Origin of the sequence: uncultured Caulobacter sp., assembly GCF_937900395.1 — a bacterium.
GTDB lineage: Bacteria > Pseudomonadota > Alphaproteobacteria > Caulobacterales > Caulobacteraceae > Caulobacter.
The window spans coordinates 1-17,214 of sequence record NZ_CALCDX010000187.1; the positions used below are offsets into that span (position 1 = coordinate 1).

13 protein-coding genes and 1 pseudogene are annotated in these 17,214 nt (G+C 66.5%); 12 read left to right on the forward strand and 2 right to left on the reverse strand.

Annotated features, from left to right (window positions below):
* Nucleotides 1–452 (reverse strand): annotated as a pseudogene (gene sucA / locus Q0379_RS16125) (2-oxoglutarate dehydrogenase E1 component); the annotation flags it as partial.
* Between the two features lie 281 nt (nt 453–733).
* Nucleotides 734–1,285 (reverse strand): hypothetical protein, encoded by a 552-nt coding sequence (locus Q0379_RS16130; protein WP_299011018.1) that lies wholly within the window; start codon nt 1,283–1,285, stop codon nt 734–736.
* Nucleotides 1,286–1,703: 418 nt separating this feature from the next.
* On the opposite strand from Q0379_RS16130, the gene Q0379_RS16135 reads away from it, so the two are divergent.
* From Q0379_RS16135 to Q0379_RS16190, 12 genes are all read left to right on the forward strand, one after another.
* Nucleotides 1,704–4,001, forward strand: coding sequence for a flagellar hook-length control protein FliK (locus tag Q0379_RS16135; protein WP_299011021.1), 2,298 nt, complete (start codon nt 1,704–1,706; stop codon nt 3,999–4,001).
* 9 nt (nt 4,002–4,010) lie between these two features.
* The gene (locus tag Q0379_RS16140) at nt 4,011–4,730 is read left to right on the forward strand and encodes a flagellar hook assembly protein FlgD (protein ID WP_299011024.1); all 720 of its coding nucleotides are present in this window, start codon (nt 4,011–4,013) and stop codon (nt 4,728–4,730) included.
* Between the two features lie 119 nt (nt 4,731–4,849).
* Entirely contained in the window at nt 4,850–6,616 is a 1,767-nt protein-coding gene (gene flgE, locus Q0379_RS16145; RefSeq protein WP_299011027.1) for a flagellar hook protein FlgE, read from the forward strand.
* A gap of 167 nt (nt 6,617–6,783) precedes the next feature.
* The gene (gene sciP / locus Q0379_RS16150; RefSeq protein ID WP_013080463.1) at nt 6,784–7,065 is read left to right on the forward strand and encodes a CtrA inhibitor SciP; all 282 of its coding nucleotides are present in this window, start codon (nt 6,784–6,786) and stop codon (nt 7,063–7,065) included.
* Between the two features lie 265 nt (nt 7,066–7,330).
* Entirely contained in the window at nt 7,331–8,980 is a 1,650-nt protein-coding gene (gene fliF, locus Q0379_RS16155) for a flagellar basal-body MS-ring/collar protein FliF (RefSeq protein WP_299011033.1), read from the forward strand.
* A gap of 5 nt (nt 8,981–8,985) precedes the next feature.
* Nucleotides 8,986–10,002 (forward strand): flagellar motor switch protein FliG, encoded by a 1,017-nt coding sequence (fliG, locus tag Q0379_RS16160; protein WP_299011035.1) that lies wholly within the window; start codon nt 8,986–8,988, stop codon nt 10,000–10,002.
* A gap of 10 nt (nt 10,003–10,012) precedes the next feature.
* The gene (locus tag Q0379_RS16165; protein ID WP_299011038.1) at nt 10,013–10,651 is read left to right on the forward strand and encodes a flagellar assembly protein FliH; all 639 of its coding nucleotides are present in this window, start codon (nt 10,013–10,015) and stop codon (nt 10,649–10,651) included.
* Nucleotides 10,652–10,666: 15 nt separating this feature from the next.
* Nucleotides 10,667–10,999 carry a flagellar motor switch protein FliN gene (gene fliN / locus Q0379_RS16170; protein WP_299011041.1) on the forward strand — a complete coding sequence of 111 codons (333 nt, stop codon included), beginning with the start codon at nt 10,667–10,669 and terminating at the stop codon, nt 10,997–10,999.
* 68 nt (nt 11,000–11,067) lie between these two features.
* Entirely contained in the window at nt 11,068–12,435 is a 1,368-nt protein-coding gene (flbD, locus tag Q0379_RS16175) for a sigma-54-dependent transcriptional regulator FlbD (protein ID WP_299011044.1), read from the forward strand.
* Between the two features lie 137 nt (nt 12,436–12,572).
* The gene (flhA, locus tag Q0379_RS16180; protein WP_299011047.1) at nt 12,573–14,675 is read left to right on the forward strand and encodes a flagellar biosynthesis protein FlhA; all 2,103 of its coding nucleotides are present in this window, start codon (nt 12,573–12,575) and stop codon (nt 14,673–14,675) included.
* Between the two features lie 152 nt (nt 14,676–14,827).
* Nucleotides 14,828–14,983, forward strand: a complete 156-nt coding sequence (locus tag Q0379_RS16185; protein ID WP_299011050.1) for a hypothetical protein — start codon at nt 14,828–14,830, stop codon at nt 14,981–14,983.
* Between the two features lie 254 nt (nt 14,984–15,237).
* The gene (locus Q0379_RS16190; RefSeq protein ID WP_299011053.1) at nt 15,238–17,046 is read left to right on the forward strand and encodes a hypothetical protein; all 1,809 of its coding nucleotides are present in this window, start codon (nt 15,238–15,240) and stop codon (nt 17,044–17,046) included.
* The last annotated feature ends 168 nt before the right edge of the window (nt 17,047–17,214 follow it).

Here is a 17,214-nt window from a genome sequence, read left to right on the forward strand (position 1 = left end):
GTGCTCGGGCAGACGACCTGGATGTTGTTCTCGGCGTAGAGCTGCAGGAAGCGCTCAAGCCTGGCCGAGCTGTGCTCGGGCCCCTGGCCCTCATAGCCGTGCGGCAGCAGGTTGACCAGGCCGCACAGGCGCAGCCACTTGCTCTCGCCCGAGCTGATGAACTGGTCGTAATAGACCTGGGCGCCGTTGGCGAAGTCGCCGAACTGCGCCTCCCAGATGGTCAGGCAGTTGGGGTCGGCCAGGCTGTAGCCATATTCGAAGCCCAGCACGCCTTCCTCGGAGAGGATACTGTCGATCACCTCGATGCTAGCCTGCTTGGCCTTGAGGTGCTGCAGCGGGATGTACTTCTCCTCGGTCACCTGGTCGTAGATGACCGCGTGGCGCTGGCTGAACGTGCCGCGGCCGCAGTCCTGGCCCACGAGGCGCAGGCGGAAGCCTTCGGCCAGCAGCGACAGCGGGTGCACGGGCACCTGGGCCGAGGGCGCGCTGGTGCCCGCTGCATCCAGGCTGGCGCGCAGGTCGCCCACGAGCTGGATCAGGCGCATCACCTGCCGGTGCAGGCGCAGCGCGGTCTTGTCGTCAAAAGGGCGGATGCCGTCCTGCACGGCCTCGATCTCGGCGCGCATGGCGGCCAGGGGCAGGCGCTTTTGGGCGGCGGCGACTTCTTCGTGCTTGACAGCGACGATTTGGTTCAGGATGTCAGACATGGTTTAAGAGGGAAATGGTGGAATGGTCAACGGGCATGGGGCACGTCTGTCCCCGTGAGCAGTGGGGCGCCCGAGCGGCGGATCTGCAGGCGCTCTGCCAGCGTGTTCACGCAGCGGTCAAGAATGCGCAGGTTGCGCTGAAACTGCCGGGAAGTCAGATGCACCAAGGTCAATGCGGCCACAGGTCCACGGCGAACATGCCGCAGTTCCAGCAAGAAGGTCGCACCAGTTTCTCTGGTGGCGGCCGGATAGCAACCCAGACTGTATTGGGCAGGGTCAATTTGAATGCGCTCGCGTTGGGCAAGACCTACCGGTGTCAGGCTGCCCTGCTGAAAATCAACGATCCACCCCCGGCGCGCCTGCCTGCCCCGCAATTGCAGATGCATCGCCAGCACGATCAAACCCGTGCAAAGGAGCGCAACAACCCAGAATGCGGGGCCTTCTTTCAGACCGGTCATCCACAACACGGATGCGCTGCAAAACAAACCCGACAGCGCAGTCGTTAGGATGATTTCGCGTCTGGAAGCAGCCGACTCCAGCTTTTCGGGCAGCCATACCCTTGGCTGCATGGCCAGCATCCCGGCCCACACCGGCAGGGATGTGGGCCTGATCGGAAGGCGGAGTGGTAGCGGTGTCAAGGCGCATCCTTTGGCGGCACCGACTGATCGGCATCCACTGCCGGAGGCTCCGGCGTCTTGAGCACCCGCACAAAAACCCGGTGCATGACGAATCCGGCCACAACGAAAAGCGCCGAGACGCCCAATGCGATCCAGGTACCAGGGTCCTGCCACATGGTGCGCGTCCGGGATCAGGCCGTCGGCGCGGGGGTGCGCGCGACGATGCGCTTCAGAACATCGTTCATGGTGTCTGGTGGTCTTGCGGCCGTGGGGAGGCAGCCGAGGCGCCTGGCGCGGCGGGCTTTGACGATGACGGCTGTGGGGCGCTGGTCTCGATGATCTTTGCGTGGTCTGGTCGCCTCATGCTGGGGCGCTGGCTGTGAAGGAAGCAAAGGGCCTGCGGGCCATCATGGGCAACCTGCGCGGGGCGCTCCCCGGCAGAGAGACGGTGATCAACGGCCGCGCGAAGACGAACCTCGTCAACTCGTGCGCCGGCGACTCGACGGCGGCCGAGGGTGGCGCGATCGGCTACTACGGCGGCAACGACGACAACGCGGCGGCGAACTACGGCGCCTACGCGAACATCCCGAAGACGAACACCTGGACGCGCCTCGAGAAGGGCTGGACGGTCGCCGCTGGAGACGTGACCAACGCAACGACCTTCTTCCACTTGAAGTTCCAGCTCTACGGCGACAACGCCGCGGGCGGCATCGGCGGCGCGGGTGTGCCGGCTGCCGGGTTCTCCATCGGCGACATCTTTGTCTTTAAGGCGCCCGCCGCCGACGCGACCGCCTGCCCGACGCAGGCCCAGTTCGACCAGCTCGTCGCCGGGACGAACTCGCTTCCGGTCTCCTGCGCGGCGCCGACGGGCAACTGCGTCAAGTCGAGCGTCGCCGTCGTGCCGGCGGCGATGGGATGGTCGGATCTGGGCAGCTGGGACGCGCTTCACGCCATCGGCAGCCGCGACGAAGCCGACAATCTCTCGGAGGGCGAGGTAAAGGCGCTCGACAGCCGAAACTGCCTGTTCAAGAGCACCGGGCCACGCATCGCCGCGATCGGCGTTTCCGATCTCATCGTCGTAGCCACCGGCGACACCGTGCTGATCGCGCCGCGCGGGCGCTCGCAGGACGTTCGGCGCCTTGCCGGACAGGAGAGCCCTTCCGCCACCCGCGAGGCCGCCAAGGCCGGCGACAAGGCGGACGCCGCCTCCGATCACGCCGAAGCCAAGGCCGACAAGTCTGACGCCAAGGCCGATCAGGTCGCCGACGCCGTCGCCGGCCAAGACGCCGCTCAGATCGACTCCGCGGCCCAAGCCGCCGCAGCGGCGGCTCTGATCGCCGCGATGGCTGCGCCCGTGCAAGCGCCGGTCCAGACCCAGGCGCTGGCCGAGACCGCCGAGCCGGTCGTCGAGACGTCCGCCGTCACGACGCAAGCCGCGCCCGTCTTGGCCGCCGTGGCCGAGGCCGCCGTCGAAACGCCGACCCCGGCCAAGCCCGCCGAGCAGGCCGCGGCGACGCCCGCCCAGGCCTCGGCCCCCGCGCCGACGACGGCCGAGGATGTCTCCAAGGTCGCGACCGCGGCCGTGGTTCCGGCCGAGGGCGTCGCCGTCGACGCCGCCGCGCTCGAGGCCTTCGCCAAGCTCGCCTCGGACGACGCGACGCCGACGATCGCTGTCGCCGACCAGCCCGCCGCTGATGCGCCGGCCGCTCCGGCGACGCCGGCCAAGACGGCCGAAGCCTCCAAGTCTCCGGTCGAGACCTCCAAGGCGGCCGTCGCCCAAGCCTCCGTCCCCGCGCCCGCCCCGGCGGCCGCGCCGGTCGCGCCGGCCGTGACGCCCGAGGCCGCGCCCGTCGCCGCCGAAGCCGCCGTCGCGGCCCAGATCGTCGCCGAAGCGACCGAGGCCACCGAGGCGGCTCCGGTCGCCAAGCCCGTCGAGCCAGCCAAGGCCGCCGCGCCGCAGCAGGTCCAGGCCCAGGCCGCCGGCGCCGTTCCGGTGGAGACGGCCCAGGCCGTGACCGCTGCGGCCAGCGCCGACGCCGCCAACACCGGTGACGCCGGCGGCGACGCCAAGACGTCGAACGCGGCCAACGCCGTCGTGGTCGAAGCGTCGGCTCAGGCTAGCGCGCCGGTCCCCGCGGTCGCTCCGCCGCCCGTCACGACCGCGCCGGCCGTGTCCGCCTCGACCCAGGCCGCCGCCCCCGCGCCGGTCCGCGGCTCGCCCGAGACCGTCGCGGCCCTGTCGGCCGAGATCGTCAAGAAGGCCGACGCCAAGACCACGCGCTTCGACGTCGCCCTGACGCCGGACGGCCTGGGCAAGGTCGATGTCCGTATCGAGATCGCCCGCGACGGGGCCCTGACCGCCTCGATGCGGTTCGACACCGCCCACGCGGCGCAGGAGTTGCGCAACAAGGCGGGCGAACTGCGCCAGGCTCTGGCGGACGCCGGCTTCAACGTCGCCGACAACGCCCTGTCCTTCGACGTCTCCAGCCAGAACAACGGCCAGAACCCCAACCCCTTCTTCGCCTTCGACGGCTGGAGCGACCAGGGGCAGCGCGCCTTCTCGGGACGCGCCTTCCAGGCCGCGATGACCGCCGAGGAAGAGATCGTCGTCACCCCCTCCGACCTGCTGCCCGGCCTGAAGACGGCCGCCGACAGCGGCCTGGACATCCGGATCTAGGAAACGCCCATGGCCACGACCGTCTCCTCGCAGAGCACTTCCTCGGTTCTTGACCGTATCAACAACGGCAAGAAGTCGGTGGCGAGCAACACGGAAACCTTCCTGAAGCTGCTGACGACGCAGCTGAAGAACCAGGATCCGCTGTCGCCGACCGACACGACGCAGATGACCCAGCAGATCACCCAGATGACCGGCGTCGAGCAGCAGCTCGTGACGAACGACCTGCTGGCGGCCCTGGTCGGCATGAACACCGGCACGGGTCTGTCGGAAGGCGTGTCGATGATCGGCAAGCAGGTCACCGCCACGACCGACACCTCGACCCTCAAGAATGGCAAGGCGACCTTCTCCTGGACCCAGGCGGGCGGCTCGACCTCGCTCACGGTCGAGATCAAGAACGCCGCCGGCAAGGTGGTCCGCACCCTGAAGCCGGATGACCAGAAGAGCGGGGACCACACCATCACGTGGGACGGCAAGGACGACGCCGGGGTCCAGCTGGACAACGGCGGGGTCTACACGATCAAGGTCACGGCCAAGGGCGCCGACGCCAAGGACATCAAGGTCACAAACATCAAGGGCCGGAGCGAGGGTGTCGTCACCGCCGTCGACAACTCCACCGGCCAGGCCAAGGTCATCATCGATGGCCAGGCCATTCCCATCGACAACGTCATCGGCATCACCGCCGCGGCGACCACAACCACTAGCGACCAGACGACCCCCAAGGCCGCCTGATCAAACTATCGACAGGGCGTCAGAACGACGCCGACGCGATCCTCGGAAGACGGTCTTCCCTCGGATCCAAACGCAAACCGCGCTGAACCCCCGAAACCATTCAACGCAGGATTACCGTTATGAGCATCAACAGCGCCATGCTCGCCGGCGTTTCCGGTCTGGTCGCCAACTCCTCGGCCCTGGCCGCGATCTCGGACAACATCGCCAACGTCAACACGGTCGGCTACAAGCGCTCCAGCGCGAACTTCTCGACCCTGGTCACCTCCGGCTCGAAGAACCAGACCTACAGCGCCGGCGGCGTGAAGGCCCAGACCCACCAGTTCATCAGCCAGCAGGGTCTGACCCAGTCGACGACCTCGAACCTCGACCTGTCGATCTCGGGCTCGGGCTTCTTCGTCGCCACTGAAAAGCCCGAGAACCTGGCCGCGACGGACACCCGCTCGTTCACCCGCGCCGGCTCGTTCCAGCTGGACAGCCTGGGCTACCTGCGCAACGACGCCGGTCTCTATCTGCAGGGCTGGCTGGCCGATCCGGTCACCGGCGCGATCACGCCCGACCCGTCGGACCTGATGCAGCTGTCGTCGATCAACGTCGGCACCGTCGGCGGTACGGCCGAGAAGACGACCCGGGTCGGCATCAACGCCAACCTCCGCTCGGAGCAGCCGGTGGCGGCCGCCGTGTCGTACAAGGTCGGCACCGCCGGCAACCCGTCGTTCACCAATGTCGCGACCGTTCCGGCCACCACGCCCCGGTCCTTCGACGTCGTCTACAGCTCGACCGGCCTCGCCAATCCCGCCGCCTCGGGCAACAATGAGTACCAGGTCGACGTCAAGGAAAACGGCGTGGTGATCGCCACCGGCATCGTCGGCTACGACGCCGCCGGCAATATCGCGAGCTCGACGCTGAAGCCCAAGGCGCTCGCAGCGCCGACCTCGCCGCTGACTGACGTCGACATCGACACCAGCGGCACCGTCGTGTCGCTGGCGGCCCTGGGCATCACCACCGACGCCGACGCCAAGGTCGGCAAGCTGTACGACCCGTCGACCTGGTCGATGTCGGACTACGCCAAGGACAACACCAAGGGCGTCAAGCCGGACTTCGAGATCCAGATCCCGCTGTCGGACTCCAAGGGCGGCCAGCGCACCGTCACCCTGTCGCTGCTGAAGGCCCCGGGCCCGAACCAGTGGTACGCCGAACTGCGCGCCAAGCCGGGCGATCTCGCCAACAACGGCAACGGCCAGATCAGCACCGGCATCGTCAGCTTCACCACCGACGGCAAGCTGCAGAGCACCGGCGGCCTGTTCGGCACCACCGTTCCGACCTCGATCACGATCCAGGCCTCGGGTACGCCGCTGGTCGTCCAGCCGCCTCCGCCCGCCGCGCCGCTGCCGCAGCCGCCGGTCTGGGCCGACGGCCTCGGCATCGACACCCAAGACGTCCAGATCGACCTGGCCAGCGCCGCCGGCGGCCTGACCCAGTACAACAGCCAGTCGGTCGTCCAGTCGGTGAACACCAACGGTACGGCCTTCGGCAACCTGACCAACATCGAGGTCGACGAGGACGGTTACGTCTCGGCGATCTTCGACAACGGCGTCACCCGCCGGATCGCCCAGGTGGCGGTCGCGACCTTCTCGAACCCGAACGGCCTGAAGGGGGTTAACGGCAACGCCTATCGCGTCACCAACGAGAGCGGCACCTATAGCCTCAAGGCTCCCGGGCAAGGCGGGGCCGGCTCGCTGGCGCCTTCTACTCTGGAAGCTTCGACGGTCGACCTCTCGACCGAGTTTACCGGCCTGATCACCACGCAACGTGCTTACTCCGCCTCGTCGAAGATCATCACGACCGCAGATCAGATGCTCGAGGAGCTTCTGAATATTAAGCGATAATCACGGGGTTTAACCTTCTTTAATACTCGTGTCTCACGTTGAGACACGAAGGAGTGCTGAGAGCCGTCTTGTTTAGGCCTTTCTTTACTATTGGAATTAAGCCGCTGTTATTGGGCGGCGCCTATAGTGGCCTCCAACAGTGATGGTTGTGGGAAAGGCGTAAAGCCATGTTGCAGCAGCAGCGCACGAACAGCCGGGGTGAGAAGTATGTGATCGGGCCCACCGGCGCGCCGCTCACCCTGTCCGATTTGCCGCCGCCGGAGACCCAGCGTTGGGTCATCCGTCGCAAGGCCGAGGTCGTGGCCGCCGTTCGCGGGGGCCTGCTCTCGCTGGACGAGGCTTGTGATCGCTACAAGCTGACCAACGAGGAGTTCCTCGCTTGGCAGCAGTCGATTGATCGCCACGGGATGGCGGGCCTGCGGACCACGCGGATCCAGCAGTACCGTTAATACGGAGCAGGGGGTGCGTCGTCTTGACCGTCCCTGCCCACATCGGAAACCTCGAAGGCCTTGCGCCAAAAGGGTTTGACGACGTTCAGCGGCCGCGCCCCCTGGGGCGCGGCCGCGACGTTTTGGCGCCCCGGGGCGTCGCTTCCTCAGCCAAATATAAACGCCTCGTTTACCTTGTACTGGGTAAATCCTGCCTACCGATGGGCGCTTCGTCAGCGTTCGCCGGTCGTCCCCGTCGGGGCCGTTGATCAGGGGATGGGGCTTCGTGGAAAGCTTTCTGGGTTCAATTCAGAGGTTCGGCGTCGGTCGGTTGGCCGCGATGCTGGGCGTCGGCGCCGGCGTCATCGCCGTGCTGGTGGCCCTCATCATGTTCATGGGCAAGGAGCCCAATGAGCTGCTGTATTCGAACCTCGACCTGAAGGAGGCCTCGGAAGTCACCCAGGCCCTGAGCCAGGCGGGCATCAAGTACGAGACCAAGGGCGATGGCTCGACCATCATGGTGCCGCGCGACAAGGTCGCCAGCGCCCGCCTGATGGTCGCCGGCAAGGGTCTCGTGAGCTCCGGTTCGATCGGCTACGAGATTTTCGACGGCGGCAACGCCCTCGGCCAGACCGACTTCGTCCAGCAGCTGAACCGTCAGCGCGCCCTGCAGGGCGAGCTGGAGCGCACCATCAAGGCGATGCAGGGCGTCAATAGCGTCCGCGTCCACCTGGTGCTGCCCAAGCGCCAGCTGTTCGAGGAAGACGCCGAACAGCCGTCGGCCGCCGTCACGATCGGCGTCGGCTCGCGCGAGCCGTCGTCCGACATGGTCCACGCCATCCAGAACCTGGTCTCGTCGGCGGTGCCGAACATGAAGGCCGAAAAGGTCGCGGTCATCGACCAGCACGGCAAGACCCTGTCGGCGCCCAGCGACGAGAGCCTGGCCGGCAAGGAGGCCCAGGACCGCAAGACCGAGGTCGAGCAGCGCATCGCCAAGACCGTCAAGGACATGATCGAGGGCGTGCTCGGCCCGGGTAAGGCCCGCGTCAACGTCACCGCCGATCTCGACCTGAACCGCGTCACGACCCAGGAAGAGCGCTTCGATCCGGACGGCCAGGTCGTCCGCTCGGAAAGCACCAACGAGTCGAACAGCCAGGAAAACAAGAACGAGGACAATTCGGGCGCGACGGCGACGGCCAATGTGCCGGGGCAGGGGGCGAATGGCTTCCAGCAGCTGGGCTCGCGCGCCGGCGCCAACGAAAGCGTCACGAACTACGAGATCTCCAAGTCGGTGAAGACCACCGTCCAGGAGCCGGGCACGATCAAGAAGGTCGCGGTCGCGGTCGCCATCGACGGCGTCACGGCGCCCCCCGGCAAGGACGGCAAGCCCGGCGCCTATACGCCGCGCTCGGCCCAGGAAATCCAGCAGATCGAGGATCTGGTGAAGACGGCCGTTGGCTTCGACGCCGCCCGGGGCGACCAGGTCAAGGTCACCAACATCAAGTTCCCGCAGCCCGAGGACCAGGGCCTGGAGAAGCAAGGCCTGCTGTCGGGCTTCGACAAGAACGACATCATGCGCGCCGGCGAGCTGGGCGTCCTGGGTATCGTGGCGATCCTGATCCTGCTGTTCGCGGTGCGGCCCTTCATCAAGAACCTGGCCGAGCCCAACGTCGTGGCGGCCCTGCCCAGCCCCGGCCAGCCGGTGACGCGGATGGTCACCCTGTCGGACGGCACGCAGCAGCAGGTCGTGGTCGACGAGAGCGGCGAGCCTCTGGCCATCGCCGGTCCGGTCAGCGACATCGATCAGCGGATCGACATCGCCAAGATCGAGGGCCAGGTGAAGGCTTCGTCCATCAAGCGCGTGTCGGAGTTCGTCGAGAAGCACCCCGAAGAGTCGGTCGCGATCCTGCGCAACTGGCTGCATGAGTCGAGCTGACGGCCATGAAAGTCGCGGTCAACGACGTCAAGAAGCTCTCGGGGCCTGAAAAGGCGGCCATCGTGCTGCTGGCTCTGGGCGAAGAGCACACCCGCATCTGGGAAGCGCTCGACGACGAGGAAATCAAGGAAGTCTCGCAGGCCATGGCCGGCCTGGGCACGGTCTCGGCCTCGGTGGTCGAAGATCTGCTGGTCGAGTTCGTGTCGGGCATGAGCTCGACCGGCGCGATCATGGGCTCGTACGAGCAGACCCAGCGCCTGCTGGCGTCGTTCATGCCGCCCGACAAGGTCGACGCCCTGATGGAAGAGATCCGCGGTCCCGCGGGTCGGACCATGTGGGACAAGCTCGGCAACGTGAACGAGGCCGTGCTCGCCAACTACCTGAAGAACGAATATCCGCAGACCGTCGCGGTGGTTCTTTCGAAGGTGAAGAGCGACCACGCCGCCCGCGTGCTGGCCTGTCTGCCCGAAGACTTCGCCCTGGAATGCGTGACGCGGATGCTGCGCATGGAGCCCGTGCAGCGCGAGATCCTCGACAAGATCGAGATGACGCTGCGCACCGAATTCATGTCGAACCTGGCGCGCACCTCCAAGCGCGACAGCCACGAGATGATGGCCGAGATCTTCAACAACTTCGACCGTCAGACCGAGGCGCGCTTCATCGCCGCGCTGGAGGAGCGCAACCGCGAGGCGGCCGAGCGCATCCGGGCGCTGATGTTCGTGTTCGAGGACCTGTCGAAGCTGGACCCCGGCGGCATCCAGACCCTGCTGCGCGCCACGCCGAAGGAGCAGCTGGCCCTGGCGCTGAAGGGCGCCTCGGACAAGCTCCGCGACATGTTCTTCTCGAACATGTCCGAGCGCGCGGCCAAGATCATGCGCGAGGACATGGACAGCATGGGCCCCGTGCGCCTGAAGGACGTCGACGCCGCCCAGGTGGGCATGGTCCAGGTCGCCAAGGACCTCGCCGCCAAGGGCGAGATCATGCTGGCCGGCTCGGGCAGCGAAGACGAGCTGATCTACTGAGGCGGATGGCATGATCGACACCCCTCATCGCAAATTCGCCTTCGACACGGTCTTCGACGATCGCGGCGGCGTCGCCTACGAAGCGCCCAAGGTGAAGAAGAACTTCACGCTGGAAGAGGTCGAGGCCGCCAAGGCCCAGGCCTATGCCGAGGGCGAGCGCTCGGCCGTGTCGCGCGCCGAGCAGGAGGCCGCCATGGCGCTGGGCGACATCGCCGGCCTGGTGCGGGAAGCCTTCGACGCCCTGACCCACGTGGCCCACGAGCACCGCGAGGGCGCGGCCATGCTGGCCCTGGCATGCGGCCGCAAGATCGCCGATGCGGCCCTGACCCACTTCCCAGAGGCGCCGGTTACGGCCGCGCTGGAGGCCCTGGCCCGCGAGGTCGAGGCCCAGCCGCGGATCTTCATCCGCGTCGCGCCAGAGATGGAAGAGCGTATCCAGCAGGCGCTGGAAACCGTGGCGGCCCAGATCGGCTATCAGGGCCAGATCGTGGCTCGCGCCGACGGCGCCATGGCCCCCGCCGCATTCACCTTCGACTGGGGCGAGGGCCGCGCGGCCTTCGATCCGGACGGCGCCGCCCAACGTGTCACCGAAGCGCTGGAGGCGGCGATCGCCGCCGAAGGCCTCCACGCCGAACCCATGTTTTCATAAGCGAGGCTGACCCCGATGTCCGAAGACAACCTCACCCTCGACGAATTCGGCGGCTCGATGCTGGCCTCCGAAATGCCGGTCGAGATCGCCGACAAGACCGCCTCGGACCTCGCGCCGGTCTTCGACGTCCCCGTCAACATCTCCGCCGTGCTGGGCCGCGCCCACATGTCGGTGGCGCAGCTGCTGCAGCTGGGCCAGGGCTCGATCCTGGAGCTGGACCGCAAGGTCGGCGAGGCGATCGACATCTACGTCAACAACCGCCTGGTCGCCCGGGGCGAGGTCGTCGTCGTCGACGAGCGCCTGGGCGTGACCATGACGGAAATCATCAAGGACGGCGATCAGAACTAAGGTTCCGGAACGCCAAGGACTTCAAGGATTTGGGTTCTTCCCTCGGAAGGGCTTCGGGAGAGTAAGAGATGCGGCTTCTGGTCGTCGGAAAACTGAACGGACAGCTCTCGGTCGCCGTGAAGATGGCGATGAACGCGGGGGCCAAGGTCTCGCACGTCGAAACGACGGAGCAGGCGACGAATGCTCTGAGGGCAGGGCAGGGCGCCGACCTCCTGATGGTCGACTACGCGCTCGACATCGCCGCCCTGATCGCCGCCAACGAGGCCGAGCGGATCCGGGTGCCGGTGGTGGCCTGCGGCGTCGACGCAGACCCGATGCGCGCCGCCGCCGCCATCAAGGCCGGCGCCAAGGAGTTCATCCCGCTTCCGCCCGACGCCGAGCTGATCGCCGCCGTCCTGGCCGCCGTCACCGACGACGAGCGCCCGATGGTCGTCCGCGACCCGGCCATGGAGCAGGTCATCAAGCTGGCCGACCAGGTCGCCCCCTCCGACGCCTCGATCCTGATCACCGGCGAGAGCGGCTCGGGCAAGGAGGTCATGGCCCGCTACGTCCACGGCAAGTCCCGCCGGGCCAAGGCGCCGTTCATCAGCGTCAATTGCGCGGCCATCCCGGAAAACCTGCTGGAAAGCGAGCTTTTCGGCCACGAGAAGGGCGCCTTCACCGGCGCCATGGCCCGCCGCATCGGCAAGTTCGAGGAAGCCAACGGCGGCACCCTGCTGCTGGACGAAATCAGCGAAATGGACGCCCGCCTGCAGGCCAAGCTGCTGCGCGCCATCCAGGAGCGCGAGATCGACCGCGTCGGCGGCGCCAAGCCGGTCAAGGTCGACATTCGCATCCTGGCCACCTCGAACCGCGACCTGGCCCAGGCCGTGAAGGACGGCACGTTCCGCGAGGACCTGCTGTACCGCCTGAACGTCGTGAACCTGCGCCTGCCGCCGCTGCGCGAGCGCCCGGCCGATGTGCTGAGCCTGTGCGAGTTCTTCGTGAAGAAGTACTCGGCCGCCAACGGCATGCCGGAAAAGCCGATCTCGGCCGAGGCCAAGCGCCGCCTGGTCGCCCACCGCTGGCCGGGCAACGTCCGCGAGCTGGAAAACGCCATGCACCGCGCGGTGCTGCTGTCGACCGGTCCGGAGATCGAGGAGTTCGCGATCCGCCTGCCCGACGGTCAGCCGATGGCTCCCGCGCCGGACGTCGCGGTCGCTCGCGGCGCCCAGATGGCCGCCGACGCCGTCTCGCGCACTTTCGTCGGCTCGACGGTGGCCGAGGTCGAGCAGAAGCTGATCATCGACACCCTGGAGCACTGCCTGGGCAACCGCACCCACGCGGCCAACATCCTGGGTATCTCGATCCGCACCCTGCGCAACAAGCTGAAGGAATATTCCGACGCCGGCGTGCCGGTGCCGCCGCCGCAGGGCGGGGTCGGCGCCGCCGCCTGAGGCAGTGGCGATACGCCGCGGCGCCGCGACCATCGGTCCGGCGCCGAACATGGCTAATTTTCATTAAGGATATGGCGGCGGACCGCAAATCGCTTCACTCGCTGGTCCGCTAGACCTTCACCGTTTCCAGGTTCCGAATGGCCGAAGCCGCCGCCCCGACCGCGACCTCGATGCCCAGCGCCAAGTCGCTGGTCGAAGGCATCATGCGCGGCGAGATGGGCCTGGCCCTGGGCGTCGTCGGCATCATCGTCCTGCTGATCCTGCCGGTCCCGTCGTTCCTGCTGGACCTCTTGCTGGCCATTTCGCTGACGGGATCGGTGCTGATCCTGATGACGGCGATCCTGATCAAGAAGCCGCTGGAATTCACCTCGTTCCCGACCGTGCTGCTGGTCGCGACGCTGTATCGCCTCGGCCTCAACATCGCCTCGACCCGCCTGATCCTCGGCCACGGCCAGGAAGGCACCGGCGGCGCCGGCGCGGTCATCGAGGCCTTCGGTCACCTGATGATGCAGGGCAACTTCGTCATCGGGGTGATCGTTTTCATCATCCTGATCGTCGTGAACTTCATGGTCGTGACCAAGGGTTCGGGCCGGATCGCCGAAGTGGCGGCCCGCTTCACCCTGGACTCCATGCCCGGCAAGCAGATGGCGATCGACGCCGACCTGTCGACCGGCCTGATCGACCAGGAAGGCGCCAAGCTGCGCCGCAAGGAGCTGGAGCAGGAAAGCACGTTCTTCGGGGCGATGGACGGCGCCAGCAAGTTCGTGAAGGGCGACGCGATCGCCGGCCTGATCATCACGGCCATCAACATCATCGGCGGCATCATCATCGGCGTCGTGCAGCACAAGCTGCCGATCGGCGAGGCGGCCTCGACCTACACCATCATGACCATCGGCGACGGCCTGGTCAGCCAGATCCCGGCCTTGGTCATCTCGATCGCGGCCGGCATGGTCGTCTCCAAGGCCGGCGTCGAAGGCTCGGCCGACAAGGCCCTGACCACCCAACTGGCGATGAACCCGGTCGGCCTGGGTATGGTCTCGGCCTCGGCCGGCGTCATGGCCCTGATCCCGGGCATGCCGATCATCCCGTTCGCCGCGGTGGCGGTGGGGGCGGGGATGCTGGCCTACAAGCGTATCCAGGACGCCAAGGCGCCCGCGCAGATAGACCCCGCCGCCCTGGAGGCGGCCGCGCCTACCGAGGCCGAGGAGGAGCCGATCAGCGCCTCCCTGGCCATCGACGACGTCAAGATCGAGCTGGGCTACGGCCTGCTGACCCTGATCAACGACCTGGACGGCCGCAAGCTGACCGACCAGATCCGCGCCCTGCGCAAGACCCTGGCCAGCGAATACGGCTTCGTCATGCCGCCGGTTCGCATCCTCGACAACATGCGCTTGGCCAACCAGGGCTACGCCATTCGGATCAAGGAGATGGAGGCCGGCGCCGGCGAGGTGCGACTGGGCATGCTCATGTGCATGGACCCGCGCGGCGGCCAGGTCGAGCTGCCCGGCGAGCACGTGCGCGAGCCGGCCTTCGGCCTGCCGGCCACCTGGATCGCCGACGACCTGCGCGAGGAGGCGACCTTCCGCGGCTACACGGTCGTCGATCCGGCCACGGTGCTGACCACGCACCTGACCGAGATCCTCAAGGAAAATATGGCGGATTTGCTGTCCTACGCCGAGGTCCAGAAGCTGCTGAAGGAGCTGCCCGAGGCGCAGCGCAAGCTGGTCGACGACCTGATCCCGGGCACGGCCACCGCGACCACCGTCCAGCGCGTGCTGCAGTCGCTGCTGCGCGAGCGCGTCTCGATCCGCGACCTGCCGCAGATCCTGGAAGGCATCGGCGAGGCCGCCCCGCACACCGCTTCCGTCACCCAGCTGGTCGAGCAAGTCCGCGCGCGCCTGGCCCGCCAGCTATGCTGGGCCAATCGCGGCGACGACGGCGCCTTGCCGATCATCACCCTGTCGGCCGACTGGGAGCAGGCTTTCGCCGAAAGCCTGATCGGCCCCGGCGACGACAAGCAGCTGGCCTTGCCGCCCTCGCGCCTGCAGGACTTCATCCGCGGCGTCCGCGACGCCTTCGAGCGCGCGGCCCTGGCCGGCGAAGCGCCGGTGCTGCTGACCAGCCCGGGCGTTCGGCCTTACGTCCGCTCGATCATCGAGCGCTTCCGCGGCCAGACCGTGGTGATGAGCCAGAACGAGATCCACCCCCGCGCGCGCCTGCGCACCGTCGGGATGGTGTAGGGCGCGGCGACTAGCGCGAGGCTCACTTTCATATCCCCGTCATTCCCGGCGGCGGTTACGATCCCTACGACCCGGGTGGTGGTGGTGGTGGTGGTGGTGAGGGCGGCGGCGGCGGTGGGAGCCCGCCTCCCGACATTTCAGCGATCGACCCTGTGAAGATCATCGATGCCCTGAAGTCTATCCCCTGGGCGCAAGCGGGGATTACGGCGAACGAGATCGCGTTGAAAATTACCAACGGGTATAAGGGCGAAAAGATCGACACCAACACGCTGAACCCCAGCGCGTCGGCGAATGGCGTGGCCATCTAAGGTGACGCTAACGGCGCGATGTACGGGATCGTGACGGCAACGGTCAGATCGACACGGGTATCCTCCACAACCCCAGTAGCGGCATCGTCTCGGCGGACTTCGGATGTGACGGCGTGGGCGACCAGGTTATCGCTCAGCTTTGATATCTAATTTGAGATGCGGCCCTGTGTCGAAGGCGCAGAGTCGCATCTCCGCTTTTCCGGTGAGTAATGGGACGCAGTCTAAGTTTTCTGGGGGCCGTTCTGGCGGCGTTTATGCAGTTGGGCGTCGCGCATGCCCGAGTCCATGTCGGCGAATTCTGCTCCAGCCGATCGCTCAGCTTCTCACCCAACGGCAGATACATCTTCGCGTCGAGCGATGCGGGGCTCTCCTACGCCGATATCGATTGTTTGCTGATCGGACGAAGCGACTGCCAGGTCACGACTGTCACTAACCCGGACGCTTTTCCGCGCGGAGCCTACTTCGGCGCCACCGATGAGGAGATATTCCTCGTTTCCGCTGGCGTCGACGGCGAAGGCCGCGCAACCGGATCCAACACCCTCCGCGCCTTCAGCACGCAGCACAAGACGCTCAGCGGCCAGCGTCCTTACTTTCAAACCGGTCAAGACGTGTTGGGCTTCATTGACGCGGAGCGGACGAGCGGCGCGTTTGCGGCCTCCGATGAAGCGGCCGCCGACCTCAACAGTCGCATCTTGTCCGAGGCCAGTCGTCAGCGCTCGTTATTGAGCGCCAACGCCCGAAATATCTACGGGCGGGTCGCCGATGGCCGATCCGTTTATCTGGTGCGCAGCGATCGAGACTTTTCGGTCAGCTACCGCTTGGACGGGGGTCCGGAGCGTCCGCTTTGGAGCAACGGCAACCCGTTCTCCCAACGCCGCGCCAACCTTGAATTCAAGTTCGACGGTCCCGACGCTATCGGGCTCGTTTCGGGCAGCGTTGTTCGAATCTCGCCCGAGAAGCCGCTACGTGATGAAACGCGTTCAAAATCTCGCGCCATCCTTCTCGATGGCGACAACCCGGCCAAATACTACGGCTATTGGACGGCCGAGCGACTGGAAGCCAAGGACGTGCGCGCCGAGCTCGTTGCGGCGCTGAACCGCTCGATAAGCAAGCGCATAGACAGCCACATACTCGGCCTTTCGGTTCATAACGGCGCTGGAGCCATCCTGGTCAGCTACGGTCCCTTTCGCAGCAAAGATGGTCGCGCCACGACCCGACATGACATCCTTCAAGGCGCTCGCAGCGTCACGCTAGAGTGCGACGGAGACCAGATCGCCAGGCAGGAAGTGCGCCGGTTTGGAGGTCAAGACGGCATCTTCGTCCAACGATACATCGCTGGAGAACGGCCTACGGTGATCTACCTCGGCGGTGGACCGGGCCAGCACCTATCGCTCGATGACGGGTTCGGGAACGACATCGCCACACTGCTGGACGAAGGTTTCAATGTTGATGTCGTGCAATACGGCGGCTCGGACTACACTTTCGCGCTGTACGACCGGCTGCAGTCTGACGGACCTGCTTCTCTCCGAAAAGACGCCGCGCTGATCCAAGCGTATGTGAGGCAGACTTACGGGAGCCGCGGCGACATCTCGCTTTACGCCTTCAGCTTCGGCGCCAGCTTCTACCGCTATTTCGACCAGAAGTTCCTGGCTGAGAGACGCGGGATCGTTCTCGCGGCGCCTTCAGGGACGGTGGAGACGCCCGACTTCGCGGCCGTCGCAGACCCAGTGCTGCGCGCTAAGATCGTGGCGCTGAGTTCCCAGGTCAACGCTACCCTCTGGGGCAAGGGGACGATCCAAGAGGCGAATAGACACTTCGCAAATCTCCAGGCTTGTCCGATCGTCGTGACCACGACCATTGTCGTCGGTGAGAAGGATCGCAACGTCTCGCCGCGAAGAGATTACGCTTCTTGCGAGGCCTCAAGCCGCGTGCGGTTTCTCTCGCATCCGTATGGTCACATTAGTCCGCTCGACCCCTACTATAAGGGCAAGATCAATGCATCTCGCGAGGTCATCGAGGCGTTGAGGGGGGGTGATGCCGGACCGGCGATAAGGCCAGGCTAGACAGGCCGCGGGGTGCGCGGGCTGGATGCAGCCGGAATCAAAGGCCTCGCCCGATCTGTAGGATCGTGCAATCGGTCCGGCGGACTGGTCTACCGCCGTCGTCGCCCCTTGTGGCAAATAGCCTCCGCGCGATCCTCCCCCGATCGCGATCTCCAAATCCAAGGATCT